The sequence below is a fragment of the Rhizobium sp. 10N414 genome, assembly GCF_056394785.1.
Map to the genome: position 1 here is coordinate 230,190 of NZ_JBFTIN010000003.1, position 16,984 is coordinate 247,173.

Sequence of the window (16,984 nt, forward strand, 5' to 3'; positions counted from 1 at the left end):
AAGCCTATCGCAACACCGCTTCCTGTAGCGCCATCGCCCCAAAGGGCGCATTGACCTTGCCTTCATGGATCATGAAGGCAAAGACATCCCGCGGTTCGGTTGCAACCTTGCGATCGCCATCGATGAGAGGCAGATCGCCGGGTACCTTGCCATCCGCCCAGGTTTCGAGGCGCGTAGCCCAGTTTTTCRAGTCGCCCGGCGAGTAGCAGGTCCTGATATCGTCCGAACCTTTCTGAAGGCGCRCATAGACGAAGTCGGCAGTTACATCCGCGATCATCGGGTAATCGAAGTGTTCCGCGCAGACAGGCGCAACGCCGTATTTCGAAAGCAACGCCACGAATTCCGGCACCTTGAACGAGTCATGGCGTACCTCGACGACGTGCTTCAGAGGCAAGCCATCCTGCTTGTTCGGCAGCAGCTTGAGGAAGGCTTCGAAATCATCCGGATCGAACTTCTTCGTCGGGGCGAACTGCCAGAGGATTGGGCCCAGGTGCGGGCCGAGCTCCGTCAGGCCCTGAGTGAGAAAGCGCTCCATCGACTCGCCAGCCTCCGCGAGCACACGACGATTGGTGACAAAACGGCTGGCCTTGAGCGAAAAGATGAAGCCATCAGGCACATCCGCCGCCCATTTGGCGAAGGTTTCCGGCTTCTGCGAACTGTAATAGGTGCCGTTGATCTCAATGACCTTCAGCTTGCGGCTTGCATAGTTCAGTTCGTCCTTCTGCTTCAGATCCCCGGGGTAGAAGTGGTCCCGCCATGCCTCGAAGGTCCAGCCGCCGATGCCGACGCGAATGTTGCCGGATTTCGTCATTCCTTCCTCCTCTGATTATCTCAGTCCGCCGACTTGCTTTGCCATATCGACAATCACCCATCCTGGCCTATGCGGATTCTCGCGGCGACCCGTTTCCTGAAAGCCAAACGCCCGGTAGAGCGCAATATTCCGTTTCATGCGAGCATTCGTGTAGAGACGAACTTCCGGAAGCCCCCATTCCCGCGTCGTCTCTTCCACCCATCTCAGAATGGCAAGGCCGTACTGGGCGCCCTGAAATTTCGGGGAGACAGCAATGCTGAAGAGCATCACATGGTCTGGGTGCCGTTCAACGACGGCCAGGCCGGCAAGCTCTCCTTGCACCTCCCGCAACCAGACCTCACCGCGACCGATGCGCGGTGTGTAGTCTTCGGTAACGGGAATCGGCGGGCGGCCAAGGAGAAGCGGGTATGGAGCATAGGCTTCGGCGGTCAGCGCCTCGACCGCCTGCAGGTCATCGAGCGACGCCGCTCTCAGCATCACTCGGCTGCCACAACAGTTTTTCGTGTGGGACGCCGCTCAAGCAGCTCCTTCAGGAACTGCCCGGTATAGGACCGCTTCTCCTTGACGATCGCTTCCGGCGTGCCGACGGCGACGATCTCCCCACCGCCATCGCCACCTTCCGGACCGAAATCGAGAATCCAGTCCGCCGTCTTGATGACTTCGAGATTGTGCTCGATGACGACGACCGAATTCCCCTGGTTGACCAGCTCCTGCAGCATCTCCAGGAGCTTGGCGACGTCGTGGAAATGCAGGCCGGTCGTAGGCTCGTCGAGGATGTAGAGGGTGCGGCCCGTCGATCGCTTCGACAGTTCCTTTGCCAGCTTGACGCGCTGCGCCTCGCCACCGGACAGCGTATTTGCCTGCTGTCCGACCTTGATGTAGCCGAGGCCGACATCCTTCAGGGCCTGCAACTTGTCGCGCACAGCCGGGACGGCAGCGAAGAAATCGACGCCTTCCTCGACGGTCATGTCGAGCACGTCGGCAATCGACTTGTGCTTGAACGTAACGTCGAGCGTCTCCCTGTTGTAGCGCTTGCCATGGCAGACGTCGCAGGTGACGTACACATCAGGCAGGAAGTGCATCTCGATCTTAATGACGCCGTCGCCTTGGCAGGCTTCGCAGCGTCCGCCCTTGACGTTGAACGAGAAGCGTCCCGGTTGGTAGCCGCGCGCCTTCGCTTCCGGCAGACCGGCAAACCAGTCACGGATCGGGGTAAACGCGCCCGTGTAGGTCGCTGGGTTGGAACGCGGCGTGCGGCCGATCGGCGACTGGTCGATATCGATGACCTTGTCGATGTGTTCGAAGCCGTCGATGCGATCGTGATCAGCCGGGATTTCGCGGGCGCCCATGACGCGCCGGGCAGCCGATTTATACAGCGTCTCGATCAGGAACGTGGACTTACCGCCCCCTGATACGCCAGTGACCGCCGTAAAGACGCCGAGCGGGATGGAGGCGGTGACATTCTTCAGATTGTTGCCGCGGGCGCCGACGACCTTGATTTCCTTGCCCTTCTTGGGCTTACGGCGCTCGTCGGGAACCGGAACGCCGAGTTCACCGGACAGATATTTGCCGGTCAGCGACTTAGGGTTCGCCATGATCTCCTGTGGCGTGCCATGGGCGATCACCTGGCCACCATGAATGCCGGCGGCGGGACCGATGTCGACGACATCGTCGGCGGTCAAGATCGCGTCCTCGTCATGCTCGACCACGATCACGGTGTTGCCGATATCGCGAAGGTGCTTCAGCGTATCAAGCAGCCGGGCGTTGTCGCGCTGATGCAAACCGATCGATGGCTCGTCGAGGACATACAATACGCCGGTCAAGCCGGAACCGATCTGCGACGCCAACCGGATGCGCTGGCTCTCGCCGCCCGACAAGGTGCCGGAGTTTCGCGACAGGCTGAGATAATCCAGGCCTACGTCATTGAGGAAGCGCAGGCGGTCGCGGATCTCCTTGAGAATGCGAACGGCAATCTCGTTCTGCTTGGCGCTCAGCGACTGCGGCAGGACCTCGAACCAGTCTCGGGCGACGCGGATCGACATGTCGGTCACCTGGCCGATATGCAGCGTATTGATCTTGACGGCAAGCGCCTCCGGCTTCAGGCGGAAACCGCCACAAGACGGGCAGGGGGCTGCCGACATATAGCGCTCGATTTCCTCTCGCGCCCAGGCGGAATCCGTCTCCTTCCAGCGACGCTCGAGATTGGTGATGATGCCCTCGAAATTCTTGTGCGTGGTATAGGACCGCGCGCCATCGGCATAGTGGAACTCGATCTTTTCGTCGGTACCATTCAGGATGACATCCTTCGCCTGGTCCGAAAGATCGTTCCAACGGGCGCCGAGCTTGAAGCCATAGTGCTTACCGAGAGCTTCGAGCGTCTGATTGTAATAGGGAGAGGTCGACTTCGCCCACGGCGCAATGGCGCCATCGCGCAGCGTGCGCTCAGGCTCCGGCACGATCAGGTTGGCGTCGATCTTCTGCTGCGCTCCGAGACCGTCGCAGGTCGGGCAGGCGCCGGCTGGATTGTTGAAGGAAAAAAGCCGCGGCTCGATCTCGGGAATGGTGAAGCCCGATACCGGGCAGGCGAACTTCTCGGAGAAGAGAACGCGTTCATGCGTTTCGTTAAGCGACTTGTTGGCGGAGCCGCCGGCGGCAGTTTCTTCCGGCGGCAGCGGCTTGTCGGCGAATTCCGCAACGGCGAGGCCATCGGCGAGCTTGAGCGAAGTCTCGAAGCTGTCGGCAAGGCGCGACGCCATATCCGGCCGCACCACAATACGGTCGACCACGACGTCGATATCGTGCTTGTACTTCTTGTCCAGGGCTGGCACGTCGGCGATCTCGTAGAATTGGCCGTCGACCTTGACGCGCTGGAAACCCTTTTTCATCAGGTCTGCCAGTTCCTTCTTGTACTCCCCCTTACGCCCGCGCACGAGCGGGGCGAGAATATAGAGACGCGTGCCTTCTGCGAATTCCAGCACGCGATCGACCATCTGGCTGACCGTCTGGCTCTCGATCGGCAGCCCGGTCGCGGGCGAATAGGGTACGCCGACGCGGGCAAAGAGCAGGCGCATGTAGTCATAGATCTCGGTCACCGTACCGACCGTCGAGCGTGGGTTGCGCGAGGTCGTCTTTTGCTCGATCGAAATCGCTGGCGACAGGCCGTCGATCTGATCGACGTCAGGCTTCTGCATCATTTCAAGGAACTGGCGCGCATAGGCCGAAAGGCTTTCGACATAGCGTCGCTGTCCTTCGGCATAGATCGTGTCAAAGGCAAGCGACGACTTGCCGGATCCCGAAAGGCCGGTCATGACGATGAGTTTGTTTCGCGGCAGATCGAGATCGATGCCCTTCAAATTGTGCTCGCGCGCGCCGCGGATGGAAATCGTCTTCAGTTCGCTCATCGTCTTCTGCTTCTGTGCTGGAACAAGCCCCTTATTTAGTGATGCCGGCTGGCGAGTCGAGGCTGAATGTCCGTCTGCTGCAAGGTTTTCGATTCGGTTGACAGGATCATAGGGATAAACTAGAACAAATAAAGAACAAAATTCCTTGTGGATGAACCGGCGATGGACACCCATCGCCGGCGCTCTATGGTTTAAGGTGCACCGATTGTTTCAAGCGCCGCCGGGCAGGGCGGCAGGTAAGGTGAAAGTATGGCTGGCAGCGTAAACAAGGTAATTCTGATCGGGAACGTGGGCGCTGACCCCGAAATCCGGCGGACCCAGGATGGCCGGCCGATCGCCAACCTTCGCATCGCGACGTCCGAGACCTGGCGTGATCGCACCTCCGGCGAACGCCGCGAAAAGACGGAATGGCATACGGTCGTAGTCTTCAACGAAGGCCTCTGCAAGGTCGTCGAGCAGTATGTGAAGAAGGGCGCCAAGCTCTACATCGAAGGCGCGCTGCAGACGCGTAAGTGGCAAGACCAGAACGGCCAGGACCGCTATTCGACGGAAGTCGTTCTGCAGGGCTTCGGCTCGACGCTGACGATGCTGGACGGTCGCGGCGAGGGTGGCGGCGCAAGCTCCGGCTTCGGCGGTGGTCGCGGCAGTAATGCCGGCGGCAACGATTTCGGTGGCGGCGGTGGCTACGGCGACGATTACGGCGCGCCGTCGCAATCATCTGGCCGCAGCAGCGGTGGCGGCGGCGGTGGAAACTTCTCGCGCGATCTCGACGACGATATCCCGTTTTGATCGCAGAGTATTCGTGGCATAAGTTGGACGGCGCGCCGCAAGGTGCGCCGTCTGCTTTTCAATCTCCGGGATTGGACGTCCCCCGAGCTTGCCGCGATGGAAGCCGTGCAGGTAACCGGCTTTTTGACCTAGCCGGCTGGCGTCGTGATGAGGGTAGATCTCAAACCGTCGACGACGAACTGCGTGGCAAGCGCCGCCAGGATGACACCGAGAAGGCGTGTCAGAATTGCGCGCCCCGTTACGCCGAGGAAGCGATCAAGTCTCTCGGCGATGAGCAGCGAGAGAAACAGCAGCAGCAGGCTCAATGCGATGACAATGATCAATTGCGCCCGCTCGAGCGAAGCCTGCATCGATCCGGCAATTAGGATCGTCGCCGAAATGGCACCGGGACCGGCGATCAGAGGGATCGCCAACGGAAAGACCGAGATATTATGGATATGATCGACGGTGATTGCGGCTGTGCTCGTCTTCTCCTTACGGTCCTGCCGCTTCTCGAATACCATTTCAAAGGCGATCCAGAACAACAGAAGACCACCGGCAATGCGGAAGGCGCCGATCGAGATTCCGAGCACCCCGAGCACGCTGGCCCCGAACAGGGCGAAAGCGGCAAGAATGACAAAGGCGATGATCGAGCCGCGCAGTGCCACCTGTTTTCGCTGGCTGCGGCTCATGCCGGTCGTGAGCCCGAGAAAGAGTGGAGCAAGACCAGGCGGGTCGATCGTGACAAGCAGCGTCGTGAAGGCGTTGATCAGTTGGTCGACGCTTGCCATTGTCTCTCCGTGAGCCCATATAAACACTTGGTTTTTGCGCGATTGTGATGCGGAGAGACCATTTTGGCAAATGGTGTTATTAGGGCGGTGCAAATAACCGTCCCAGAGGCTCCCATTGCCCTCATAAGACCGCAAAAGTCTGTTCAAAACCCGTGCCAAAATTAGCGTAGGAACAGGCTTTCCGCTATAAATCTTCAAGTGATTCTAGAAGAGATCGTGATCTGTTTTGACTGAGCAAACACCCCCCGGCGGCGGGAAGCTCCCGCCAGGCATCGAGCCCATCTCCATCATGGAGGAAATGCAGCGGTCGTATCTCGATTACGCCATGAGCGTTATCGTCAGCCGCGCCCTGCCTGATGTCCGCGACGGCCTGAAGCCCGTGCACCGGCGCATCCTTTACGGCATGTCCGAACTCGGCATCGACTGGAACAAGAAATACGTCAAATGCGCCCGCGTTACCGGGGATGTGATGGGTAAATACCATCCGCACGGCAACGCAGCGATCTACGACGCGCTAGCGCGTATGGCGCAGGACTGGTCGCTCCGCCTTCCGCTGATCGACGGCCAGGGCAACTTCGGCTCCGTCGACGGCGATCCGCCGGCGGCCGAACGCTACACAGAGTGCCGCCTGCAGAAGGCCGCGCATTCGCTGCTCGACGATCTCGACAAGGAAACGGTCGACTTCCGCGATAACTATGACGGCACGCTGTCCGAGCCCGTCGTTGTTCCCGCAAAGTTCCCGAACCTCCTAGTGAACGGGGCAGGCGGCATCGCCGTGGGTATGGCGACGAATATTCCGCCGCACAATCTGTCCGAAGTCATCGACGGCTGCATTGCGCTGATCGACAACCCGGCGATCGAACTGCCTGACATCATGCAGATTATTCCGGGTCCGGACTTCCCGACCGGCGCCAAGATCCTTGGTCGCGCCGGCATTCGCTCGGCCTACGAGACCGGTCGCGGCTCGGTGATCATGCGCGGCGTTGCCACCATCGAGCCGATGCGTGGCGATCGCGAACAGATCATCATCACCGAGATCCCGTATCAGGTGAACAAGTCGACGATGATCGAGAAGATGGCCGAACTGGTGCGCGACAAGCGTATCGAAGGGATCTCCGACCTACGCGATGAATCCGACCGTCAGGGCTATCGCGTCGTCGTCGAGTTGAAGCGCGATGCGAATGCCGATGTCATCCTGAACCAGCTCTACCGCTACACGCCGCTGCAAACCTCCTTTGGCTGCAACATGGTGGCGCTGAACGGCGGCAAGCCGGAACAGCTGACGCTACTCGATATGTTGCGCGCCTTCGTTTCCTTCCGTGAGGAAGTCGTTAGCCGGAGAACGAAATTTCTTCTCCGCAAGGCCCGCGAGCGCGCTCACGTCTTGGTCGGCCTGGCGATCGCTGTCGCCAATATTGACGAGATCATCCGCACGATCCGGCAGGCGCCGGATCCGCAGACCGCACGCGAGCAGTTGATGACGCGCCGCTGGCCGGCCGCCGATGTCGAAAGCCTGATCCGCCTGATCGACGATCCGCGTCACCGCATCAATGAGGACCTGACATACAACCTCTCGGAAGAGCAGGCGCGCGCCATCCTCGAACTGCGTCTGGCCCGTCTGACCGCACTCGGCCGTGACGAAATCGGTGACGAACTCAACAAGATAGGCGAAGAGATTAAGGATTACCTTGAAATCCTGTCGTCGCGGGTTCGCATCCAGACGATCGTCAAAGAAGAGCTTGCAGCCGTTCGCGACGAATTCGGCACGCCGCGCCGCACCGAGATCATGGACGGCGGCCTTGAAATGGACGATGAGGATCTCATCGCCCGCGAAGACATGGTCGTGACGGTCTCCCATCTCGGCTACATCAAGCGCGTGCCGCTGACGACCTATCGCGCCCAGCGCCGTGGCGGCAAGGGCCGCTCCGGCATGACGACGCGCGACGAGGATTTTGTTAGCCAGCTATTCGTTCTCAACACGCATACGCCGGTTCTGTTCTTCTCCTCGCGCGGTATCGTTTACAAGGAAAAGGTCTATCGCCTGCCGATCGGCACGCCGACTGCGCGCGGCAAGGCGCTCATCAACATGCTGCCACTGGAGCCCGGCGAACGCATCACCACGATCCTGCCGTTGCCGGAGGATGAGGACAGCTGGGATAAGCTCGACGTCATGTTCTCGACGACGCGCGGGACAGTTCGCCGCAACAAGCTTTCCGACTTCGTTCAGGTCAACCGCAACGGCAAGATCGCGATGAAGCTCGAGGAAGAAGGCGACGAAATCCTCTCAGTCGAGACCTGCACCGAGCATGACGATGTGCTTCTGACCACTGCGCTCGGTCAGTGCATTCGCTTCCCCGTCGATGACGTCCGCGTCTTTGCTGGCCGCAACTCCATCGGCGTTCGCGGCATCAACCTCGGTGACGGCGACCGCATCATCTCGATGACGATTGTTGGACATGTCGATGCCGAACCTTGGGAACGCGCAGCCTACCTGAAGCGGGCCGCGAGCGAACGCCGCCTCGCGACGGGTGACGCCGAGGAAATCTCGCTGGTTGGCGAGGAAGTGACCGAGGAAGGTCAACTGAGCGACGAGCGCTATGAGGAACTGAAGGCGCGCGAGCAGTACGTCCTGACGGTTTCCGAGAAGGGCTTCGGCAAGCGATCCTCCTCCTACGACTTCCGCATTTCCGGCCGTGGCGGCAAGGGCATTCGCGCCACCGATACGTCGAAGACGGGGGAGATCGGCGAACTCGTGGCCGCTTTCCCGGTCAACGAAGGCGACCAGATCATGCTCGTATCCGATGGCGGCCAGCTCATCCGCGTTCCGGTGGGCGGCATCCGTATCGCGAGCCGAGCAACGAAGGGCGTCACCATCTTCTCGACTGCCAAGGATGAAAAGGTCGTATCCGTCGAGCGCATTAGCGAGCCCGAGGAGGAGGCTGAAGACGTTGCCGAGAATGGCGACGACATTGCCTCGGTTCCGGAAGGTGAGCCTGACACGGAAGCGTGATGTTCTAAGCGTTTGATCTTGAAAACCGGGCGACTGCCCGGTTTTCTTTTTGGGCACCTTGACTGCGGGAACCGGCTGGCGGTGCTGCAGCCGAAATGGAGGGCAGAGCGATCCGGATTCTCGGTATTGACGATGTTGCCATCTTCAAAGTCATTCGACTGGAAGCGCTGCGGACCGAGCCCGCAGCCTTGCCAGCACCGTCGGCGACTGGGAAGCGCTCTCAGACGATGAATGGCGTAGGCGATTGGTCGACGGGCCTGTTCTCGTGGCCCTTAAGCAGGGTGAGCCCGTCGGGATGATGGGGCTGAGCCGCCAGCGTGCCAGTAAGATGGTGCATCGGCCAACGCTCATCAATGGTCTATGTGCGTCGAAGTGAAATGGGCGGCGGCTATGCCAAGGCTCTGCTAGAAGCGACGTTAAGCTATGCGCGAGAGAACGCCATCTCTAGGCACGAAATAGGCCGGACAAACCTCGTTCATCCGGCCTATTTGGATTGAAAACATGCAATCCCAGATGTCGACAGCGGCTAGAACCAACTGTGTTTTCCATCGGTCTTCTTCAGTTCTTCGCTTTCATGGCGAAGTGCAGAGATGGTGGAAGCCACGGACACGATAAACATTATGCTGATAAGGGCGGTGAGCACAGCTAGTATCGTGAACATGAGCAATCCTCCTGGGCTTTGCGTTCACGTCCCTTAGTACTGGCTCATTACCGCCGCACGAGCCGACGCATAAGGGCCATATACCTTGGACGCATCCACTTTGTGATCGTAAAGCGCGACAGTCGCTGCAAGCATACCAGTCATCATTACCATCCAGACAGCATTAATCATGGTAATTTTATTGGGCATATCTTCTTCCTTGTGCGGCGCGTATCGCGTTACGCTGGTTGAGTGAACGCATGCGTGCGAAAATGGTTCCAGGGATATTGACTGGTCGTTTAGCAAGGCCGTTCTGAAGCGACCTTGAATGCGCCGTTCATCTGGCATTCAGAATCCTTAATCGGTTTAAACGCCACATTTCCTGTTTTACGCACGATTGCATAATGTTCCCGTACGCTTGGCCGCACCCAACTTGCATCCTGCATTTCCCGCACGTAGCCGTAGAAAAATTCGGCAAGCAGCGACACGATGACAGCGAATACAACAAGGATGATCAGCATGGGCGTTTTCCGGGGCTGACCGATGCCGGAATGACATCGGGTGTTGACGGTCTCAACTATAGCGAGCCGGTCTGAAGCCGCCTTGAATGCTGCATTCATCCGCCGTTCAGCGATGGGCAAATGACTTGCGGGCAACCGTCATCCATGACAAAAGGGCGTCGAAACAAATGGCTAGGCCAATGACGATAGCTTTTTATCCGGGGTCGTTCGACCCGATCACCAACGGACATCTGGATGTTCTTGTCCAGGCGCTGAGCGTTGCGTCCAAGGTTATCGTCGCGATCGGCGTTCATCCCGGCAAGGCACCGCTCTTTTCCTTCGATGAGAGGGCGAATCTCATTCGCCAGTCGCTCGCGGAAGCAATGCCTGAAAAGACCGGCGACATCTCAGTCGTTGCATTCGACAATCTCGTCGTCGACGCGGCGCGATCCCATAGCGCGACCCTACTAATCCGCGGCCTCAGGGACGGCACCGATCTCGACTATGAAATGCAGATGGCCGGGATGAACCGCCAGATGGCGCCCGACATTCAAACGATCTTTCTGCCAGCCGGAACGGCCTCGCGGCCCATAACCGCCACATTGGTCCGGCAAATCGCTGCCATGGGAGGCGACGTCAGCGCCTTTGTGCCGGCTGCCGTCTTGAAAGCTCTTCAATCCAAGCGCAAATCCTAGGCGACCTTTTCGCCGCAACGGAGCCATTATGAAACTTTTCTCTTTCGCATTTGCAGCCGTGCTTTCCCTTGCCTCGTTCGCGAGCGCTGCATTCGCGCAGTCCGGCAACACGCTGACGATCCAGCTGAAAGACGGTCCGGTCGTGATCCAGCTTATGCCGGACGTCGCGCCGAAGCACGTCGCGCAGATCGAAGCGCTCGCCAAGAAGGGCGCGTATGACAACGTCGCCTTCCATCGCGTCATCGAAGGCTTCATGGCCCAGACCGGCGACGTGAAGTTTGGCAACATGGAAAAAGGCTTCGATGCGAGCCGTGCCGGTACCGGTGGCTCCGACCTGCCTGACCTGCCGGCCGAATTCTCGAAGACGCCTTTCGTGCGCGGTACTGTCGGTATGGCCCGCTCGCAGGACCCGAACTCGGCGAACTCCCAGTTCTTTATCATGTTTGCTGATGGCTCCTTCCTCAACGGCCAGTACACGGTTGTTGGCAAGGTCGTCTCCGGCATGGAGAATGTCGACAAGATCAAGCGCGGCGAGGGCCAGAACGGCGAAGTCAGCAATCCCGACCGGATGATCAAGGTCACCGTCGGCAGCAAGTAAGTTTCAAGACAAGTAGGAGAAGAAGAATGGCCGAGATCAAGGATCCCGAAAACACCATCATCCTGGAAACCACCAAGGGTAAGGTTGTCATCCAGTTGCTGCCGGAAGTAGCGCCGGAACATGTCGCCCGCATCAAGGAACTCGCTCGCGAGAAGGCCTATGACAACGTTGTCTTCCATCGCGTCATCAACGATTTCATGGCGCAGACCGGCGACGTGAAGTTCGGCAAGAAGGGCGGCGAGAGCTTCAACCCGAGCCGCGCGGGCATGGGCGGTTCCGAGAAGCCCGACCTCAAGGCTGAGTTCTCGGCGGTCAGCCACGTCAGAGGCACGTGCTCGATGGCCCGCTCCCAGAACCCGAACTCTGCCAATTCGCAGTTCTTCATTTGCTTCACCGATGCTCCTTGGCTGAACAAGCAGTACTCCGTCTGGGGTCAGGTCATCGAAGGCATGGACAACGTCGACAAGATCAAGAAGGGCGAGCCGGTCGTCGATCCGGACTCGATCGTCTCGATGCGGGTTGCCGCTGACGTCTGATTGTGATTTTTGCTGAAACCCGCCCTTGCGCGAAAGCGTGGGGCGGGTTTCGCTTTGCCTGGATTTGAGTGATGCGCGTAGACCTCTTTGATTTCGACCTGCCGGATGAACGGATCGCCCTGCGGCCCGCCGAGCCGCGCGATAGCGCGCGCCTGCTCGTCGTCGACCCGGCGGGCGAAGTGCAGCTGTCGGACTATCGGGTTAGCGATTTGCTCAGCTTTCTAAGGGCAGGGGACGCGCTCGTCTTCAACGACACCAAGGTGATCCCGGCGCGGCTCGAGGGCATCCGTTATCGTGAGGGCGCCGGCGGTCAGCAGGTTTCGGCAACGCTGCATATGCGCACCGGCTCCAGCCGCTGGAAGGCTTTTGCCAAGCCCGGTAAGCGCATCAAGATCGGTGATCGCATCTCATTTGGCCATGACGGCACCAGCTGCCTGCTCGGCAAGCTCGAATGCACGGTCGAGGAAAAAGGCGAGGGCGGCGAAGTCACCCTTGCCTTCGACCTGTCTGGGCCGATGCTCGACGAGGCCATCCATTCCGTCGGACATATTCCGCTGCCACCCTACATCGCCGCCAAACGCGCCGAGGATGAACGCGACCGCGCCGACTACCAGACCATCTATGCGCGCGAGGAAGGCGCCGTCGCCGCTCCCACGGCCGGACTTCACTTCACGCCCGCGCTTTTCGACGCGATCGACAAGGCTGGGGTCGAGCGCCATTTCGTGACGCTACATGTCGGCGCCGGCACCTTCTTGCCAGTCAAAGCGGACGATACCGACGACCACAAGATGCATCTCGAAAGCGGCTATGTCAGCGCCGAAACGGCTGCGAGCCTCAATGCCGTGAAGGCGAGGGGCGGGCGCATCATCTGTGTGGGCACGACTTCGCTACGGCTGATCGAAAGTGCTGCGCAGGACAATGGCGAGATCCGGGCCTGGGCCGGTGCCACGGGTATCTTCATCACGCCAGGCTACCGCTTCAAGGCGGTTGACATGCTGATGACGAACTTCCATTTGCCCCGATCGACCCTGTTCATGCTCGTTTCGGCCTTTGCCGGCTTCGAGACCATGCATGCAGCCTATCAGCACGCGATTTCGACGGGCTACCGCTTCTATTCCTATGGCGATTCCAGCCTTCTTTTCCGGAAAGACTAAATGACCGAGAACTTTCAGTTCACCCTCAAGAAGACTGACGCCGGTGCTCGCCTGGGCGAGGTCTCGATGCCGCGGGGCACGATCCGCACGCCGGCCTTCATGCCCGTCGGCACCGTCGGTACCGTTAAGGCCGTGTATCTCGACCAGGTTCGCGACACGGGCGCCGACATCATCCTCGGCAACACCTATCATCTCATGCTGCGCCCTACAGCGGAACGCGTGGCCCGGCTCGGTGGTCTGCACAAGCTGATCCGCTGGGAGCATCCGATCCTGACCGATTCCGGCGGGTTCCAGGTGATGTCGCTCTCGGGTCTCCGCAAGCTCGATGAGCAGGGCGTAACCTTCAAGTCGCATGTCGACGGCAGCCTGCATCACATGTCGCCGGAGCGCTCGATCGAGATCCAGGGACTGCTCGATTCCGACATCCAGATGCAGCTTGACGAGTGCGTGGCGCTGCCGGCGGAACCGCGGGAAATCGAGCGCGCCATGGAGCTGTCGCTGCGCTGGGCGGAGCGTTGCAAGGTCGCCTTCGGCAACCAGCCGGGTAAAGCCATGTTCGGCATCGTGCAGGGCGGGGATGTACCCGCGCTGCGCGTCCGGTCGGCCGCGGCACTGACCGATCTCGATCTCAAGGGCTACGCGGTCGGCGGTCTCGCCGTTGGCGAGCCGCAGGAGGTCATGCTGAAGATGCTCGAGGAGACCCTTCCGGTATTGCCAACGGAGAAGCCGCGCTATCTCATGGGCGTCGGTACGCCTGACGATATCCTGAAGTCCGTCGCTCGCGGCATCGACATGTTCGACTGCGTGATGCCGACCCGCTCTGGCCGTCACGGGCTTGCCTTTACACGTCGCGGCAAGGTCAACATCCGCAATGCCCGTCACGCAGAGGATATGCGGCCGCTCGACGAACAATCGAACTGCCCGGCATCGCGCGACTACTCCCGTGCCTACCTGCACCACCTCGTGCGTGCCAATGAGGCCCTCGGCGGCATGCTGCTCTCCTGGCACAATCTCGCCTATTACCAGGAGCTGATGCAGGGCATCCGCAAGTCAATCGCCGAAGGCCGTTTCGCCGATTTCATGGCCGAGACCATGGAGGAATGGGCGAGGGGCGATCTCGATCCAGTCTGAGCCGCCTTAAGCTTCGGCAAACTGGTCATAGGCGCGCAGCGCGTCTGCGGCATACATCAACGCTGGGCCACCGCCCATATAAACACTCATCGCCATGACCTCGGCGACCTCTTCACGAGTGGCGCCGAGTTCTTTCAATGCCTTGGCGTGAAAGCCGATGCAGCCGTCGCAGCGCTGAGTGACGCCGATCGCCAACGCGATCAGTTCCTTCGTCTTCTTGTCGAGGGCGCCATCGGCGCTTGCGCCTTTCGCTAGTGCGTAGAAGCCTTGCATGGCCTCCGGCGCCAGCTTTCTCAGTTCTCCGGTATAGGCGGCGATATCACGGGTGATCTGCTTGTAATCCTTGCTCATCATTCTGTTTCCGTATTTCTTGCTTTTCATTTCGTAAAAATGTGATATCAATAAAATACGAAATGTAAAGAGGCGCCGATGACGGACTTCACGCTGGAGATGAGCGGCAAGGCGGAAGGGGCTGCGGAGTTCCTGAGTGGACTTGCAAGCCCGCACAGGCTGCTGATCCTCTGTCTTCTTGCCGCCGGCGAGAAGAGCGTTGGTACGCTGGTCGAGGAGACAGGCATCGGCCAGACCTCAATGTCGCAGCATCTGGCGAAATTGAAGAAGGAAGGCCTCGTCGATTTCCGGCGGGACCACCGTACGCTCTATTATTTTATAAACGATCCGGCGGCTCTGGAGATCATGGAAATTCTCTACAACCGCTTCTGCAGGAAGGTTTGAGCAATGACGCAGTCGATGAAGGTGGTGACACCGCGCCAGGCGAAAGAGTGGATAGGTGCGGGCGAGGCGGTCCTTATCGACGTCCGCGAGCCGGAGGAGTTCCGCAGCGAGCATATCGCTTCGGCCCTTTCCCTGCCTCTGTCCGAGGTCGGAAACCTCACCCGAGTCCTTTCCGTCCCGGCCGGACGCAAAGTCGTATTCCAGTGCCTGAAGGGCGGTCGCGGCCAGCAAGCCTGCGAGCGGCTGGTAGCCCAGGAGGGAAGCGAGTATCCGGTCTTCAATCTTGAGGGCGGCATCACTGCTTGGAAAGCGGAAGGCCTGCCGGTGGTCGGCACAGCCGCCCCGCGCCTAACGATCTTCCGTCAGGTCCAGATCGTCGTCGGCTTCCTCGTGCTGCTGTCGGTGCTTGCCGGCTTCTTCATCAGCCCAGCTGGCTTCGTCGTTGCCGGCCTGTTTGGCGCGGCGCTTGCCTTTGCCGGCATATCCGGCTGGTGCGGGATGGCGAAGCTGCTCAACCTGATGCCTTGGAACCAGCCAGCCTGATCTGAATTCCAAACGAAAAATCGCGAGAGGCTTTCCGCGGCATTTCTTTAGATGCCTTTGCTTTCGGTATTTGGCACGATCTGCACACCGTTGATCTTGTAGTTTCCGTCAGGCTGACGCGCCAGCTGGTAGACGGCAGTCCAATCCTTGCCGTCACGGCCTGATATCAGCACCTCGTGATGGATCATCGCGCCATTGTCGATCGAGCGGCTGCGCCCAAAGGCATAATTGCCAGGGTGGTAAACCGGCTCGTAGCTTTTCTTGACCATGGCGAAGAAGACGTTCTTGTCGGGGTAGATCGCCTTGATCCCGGGTGCGGCGAAGGAATAGGCCGTGTCGACGTCGTCGTTCAGGAACGCCTTGATCTGCGCCTCGATCATCGCTCGCGTCGCGTCGATCGGATCTTCGGCTTGAGCGGTCGCAAACAAAACGAAGGACGCGGCACACAGAATGAAAACTGCGAGAAAGGCGCGCATGGCAACGGCTCCGGCTGTCCTAGGAATTCTAGGGCAGTCTACGCACAAGGAAAGAGCATAGATCAGCAGGCGGGGTGTTGGTAGGCGTCCTTCGTGCGCTATTCCTTACGGGAGATTGTGAGTTCATGCTGAACCGCGACTTTTGTGGCTCATCAAGCTAGCCGGCATGTCTGATCTGCGCGAGCAGTTTCTTTCGGAAGACTTCGGCCGGGGTTCGATAGCCAAGGCATTTGCGGGGTGTTGCGTTAAGCCGGTTGCAGATCTCGATCAGATCGGCATCTGTGACCGATAATGGATCGACCTCTCTCGAAAGCCATTTCCGGACGCGGCCATTGGTATTCTCGACGGTGCCTTTCTGCCACGGCGATTGCGGGTCGCAGAACCAGGTTTGGGTGCCGATGCTCGCCTGAAGATACGGCCAATCCGTAAACTCCGTGCCACGGTCGAAGGTGATCGAGCGACGGGCTAGATGGGGTAGGGCCTTGAGGGCCTGTATGAGGCCGTCCATGACCGGACGTGACTGACGGTCGTTGTTACGCAGGAAGATCGCAAATCGGCTAACGCGCTCGACGAGCGACGTGACGTTGGCCTTTCCAAACTTCTTGCGGAACTGGATAAGATCACATTCCCAGTGCCCAAACTGTTTTGCGGTCAGCGACAGTGTCGGGACGACGCAAAATGTTCAGATCCGAGCTAAAGCGTTGACCGTGCTTGCGTCTGGCATGTCTTGGCCTGCGCCTGGCACGACGCTCCGGCAGATGTCGCCACAGCTTGATCGCCTGGCCGTCGGCCGAGTATGCGAATTTGTAGATCGTCTCGTGGCTCACCGAGATCGGATGGTGCTCCAGGCGCATCCGACCGGCAATCTGCTGCGGTGACCAGCCGTCTACGATCCGCTCGATCACCGATTGCCGGACATGCGAGAAGCGCGCGAGCTTGCGCAGCTTTAACCGGCGATCACAGGCCATCTGATGCGCGGTCACGCAGTAGTAGCCGCTGAGATCAGGAACTTCCTTGTCGACGAATATGTTGCGCCGGACTTCGCGAAAGATCGTCGAACGATGCCTTCCGAGCTTCTCTGCAATGGCGTCAATACTGAGCCCAGCCAACCTCCAACGGGCAATCTTACGGCGTTCGTCCAATCCAATCTGAGAGTAGGTGCGCTTCATTGCATCGTCCTTGCAATTGATAACCC

17 protein-coding genes and 1 pseudogene are annotated in these 16,984 nt (G+C 59.5%); 9 read left to right on the forward strand and 9 right to left on the reverse strand.

Annotated features, from left to right (window positions below; translation table 11 throughout):
* Positions 1-4: 4 nt before the first annotated feature.
* From AC1DE4_RS06100 to uvrA, 3 genes are read right to left on the reverse strand one after another with little or no spacing between them, the layout of a single operon-like run.
* Positions 5-811 carry a DUF72 domain-containing protein gene (locus tag AC1DE4_RS06100; RefSeq protein WP_477880473.1) on the reverse strand — a complete coding sequence of 269 codons (807 nt, stop codon included), beginning with the start codon at positions 809-811 and terminating at the stop codon, positions 5-7.
* A 15-nt stretch (positions 812-826) separates the two neighbouring features.
* On the reverse strand, positions 827-1,291 hold the full coding sequence (locus tag AC1DE4_RS06105) for a GNAT family N-acetyltransferase (RefSeq protein ID WP_477880475.1): 465 nt from the start codon (positions 1,289-1,291) through the stop codon (positions 827-829).
* Positions 1,288-4,212 (reverse strand): excinuclease ABC subunit UvrA, encoded by a 2,925-nt coding sequence (gene uvrA, locus AC1DE4_RS06110; protein ID WP_113470455.1) that lies wholly within the window; start codon positions 4,210-4,212, stop codon positions 1,288-1,290. The genes AC1DE4_RS06105 and uvrA overlap by 4 nt, the downstream gene beginning before the upstream one ends.
* A gap of 249 nt (positions 4,213-4,461) precedes the next feature.
* Between uvrA and AC1DE4_RS06115 the strand changes: the two genes are divergently transcribed.
* The gene (locus AC1DE4_RS06115; RefSeq protein WP_018855039.1) at positions 4,462-5,001 is read left to right on the forward strand and encodes a single-stranded DNA-binding protein; all 540 of its coding nucleotides are present in this window, start codon (positions 4,462-4,464) and stop codon (positions 4,999-5,001) included.
* A gap of 128 nt (positions 5,002-5,129) precedes the next feature.
* Here the strand turns inward: AC1DE4_RS06115 and AC1DE4_RS06120 are convergent, their stop codons facing one another.
* A complete protein-coding gene (locus tag AC1DE4_RS06120; protein ID WP_018855040.1) occupies positions 5,130-5,771 on the reverse strand; it encodes a MarC family protein in 642 nt (213 codons plus the stop codon).
* A 226-nt stretch (positions 5,772-5,997) separates the two neighbouring features.
* Between AC1DE4_RS06120 and gyrA the strand changes: the two genes are divergently transcribed.
* On the forward strand, positions 5,998-8,781 hold the full coding sequence (gyrA, locus tag AC1DE4_RS06125) for a DNA gyrase subunit A (protein ID WP_082728554.1): 2,784 nt from the start codon (positions 5,998-6,000) through the stop codon (positions 8,779-8,781).
* A gap of 694 nt (positions 8,782-9,475) precedes the next feature.
* Here the strand turns inward: gyrA and AC1DE4_RS06130 are convergent.
* A complete protein-coding gene (locus AC1DE4_RS06130) occupies positions 9,476-9,631 on the reverse strand; it encodes a hypothetical protein (RefSeq protein ID WP_018855045.1) in 156 nt (51 codons plus the stop codon).
* Between the two features lie 89 nt (positions 9,632-9,720).
* On the reverse strand, positions 9,721-9,942 hold the full coding sequence (locus AC1DE4_RS06135) for a hypothetical protein (RefSeq protein ID WP_018855046.1): 222 nt from the start codon (positions 9,940-9,942) through the stop codon (positions 9,721-9,723).
* Positions 9,943-10,121: 179 nt separating this feature from the next.
* On the opposite strand from AC1DE4_RS06135, the gene coaD reads away from it, so the two are divergent.
* The 5 genes from coaD (at position 10,122) to tgt (ending at position 14,035) form a co-directional block, all read left to right on the forward strand.
* The gene (gene coaD / locus AC1DE4_RS06140) at positions 10,122-10,616 is read left to right on the forward strand and encodes a pantetheine-phosphate adenylyltransferase (protein ID WP_113470405.1); all 495 of its coding nucleotides are present in this window, start codon (positions 10,122-10,124) and stop codon (positions 10,614-10,616) included.
* Between the two features lie 28 nt (positions 10,617-10,644).
* Positions 10,645-11,214: a peptidylprolyl isomerase gene (locus AC1DE4_RS06145; RefSeq protein WP_018855048.1), complete on the forward strand. Its 570-nt coding sequence runs from the start codon at positions 10,645-10,647 to the stop codon at positions 11,212-11,214.
* Positions 11,215-11,240: 26 nt separating this feature from the next.
* Positions 11,241-11,750 (forward strand): peptidylprolyl isomerase, encoded by a 510-nt coding sequence (locus AC1DE4_RS06150; RefSeq protein WP_018855049.1) that lies wholly within the window; start codon positions 11,241-11,243, stop codon positions 11,748-11,750.
* A 71-nt stretch (positions 11,751-11,821) separates the two neighbouring features.
* Positions 11,822-12,904: a tRNA preQ1(34) S-adenosylmethionine ribosyltransferase-isomerase QueA gene (gene queA / locus AC1DE4_RS06155; protein ID WP_477880479.1), complete on the forward strand. Its 1,083-nt coding sequence runs from the start codon at positions 11,822-11,824 to the stop codon at positions 12,902-12,904.
* Positions 12,905-14,035 carry a tRNA guanosine(34) transglycosylase Tgt gene (gene tgt / locus AC1DE4_RS06160; protein WP_113470403.1) on the forward strand — a complete coding sequence of 377 codons (1,131 nt, stop codon included), beginning with the start codon at positions 12,905-12,907 and terminating at the stop codon, positions 14,033-14,035.
* Positions 14,036-14,041: 6 nt separating this feature from the next.
* Here the strand turns inward: tgt and AC1DE4_RS06165 are convergent, their stop codons facing one another.
* The gene (locus tag AC1DE4_RS06165) at positions 14,042-14,386 is read right to left on the reverse strand and encodes a carboxymuconolactone decarboxylase family protein (RefSeq protein ID WP_026371502.1); all 345 of its coding nucleotides are present in this window, start codon (positions 14,384-14,386) and stop codon (positions 14,042-14,044) included.
* 78 nt (positions 14,387-14,464) lie between these two features.
* On the opposite strand from AC1DE4_RS06165, the gene AC1DE4_RS06170 reads away from it, so the two are divergent.
* Together AC1DE4_RS06170 and AC1DE4_RS06175 are read left to right on the forward strand one after the other, a co-directional pair.
* The gene (locus AC1DE4_RS06170) at positions 14,465-14,770 is read left to right on the forward strand and encodes an ArsR/SmtB family transcription factor (RefSeq protein WP_018855053.1); all 306 of its coding nucleotides are present in this window, start codon (positions 14,465-14,467) and stop codon (positions 14,768-14,770) included.
* A gap of 3 nt (positions 14,771-14,773) precedes the next feature.
* A complete protein-coding gene (locus AC1DE4_RS06175; protein ID WP_018855054.1) occupies positions 14,774-15,313 on the forward strand; it encodes a rhodanese-like domain-containing protein in 540 nt (179 codons plus the stop codon).
* Positions 15,314-15,360: 47 nt separating this feature from the next.
* Here the strand turns inward: AC1DE4_RS06175 and AC1DE4_RS06180 are convergent, their stop codons facing one another.
* Positions 15,361-15,789 (reverse strand): DUF4864 domain-containing protein, encoded by a 429-nt coding sequence (locus AC1DE4_RS06180; RefSeq protein ID WP_477880482.1) that lies wholly within the window; start codon positions 15,787-15,789, stop codon positions 15,361-15,363.
* A gap of 157 nt (positions 15,790-15,946) precedes the next feature.
* Positions 15,947-16,958, reverse strand: a pseudogene (locus AC1DE4_RS06185) (IS30 family transposase).
* Positions 16,959-16,984 lie beyond the last annotated feature (26 nt).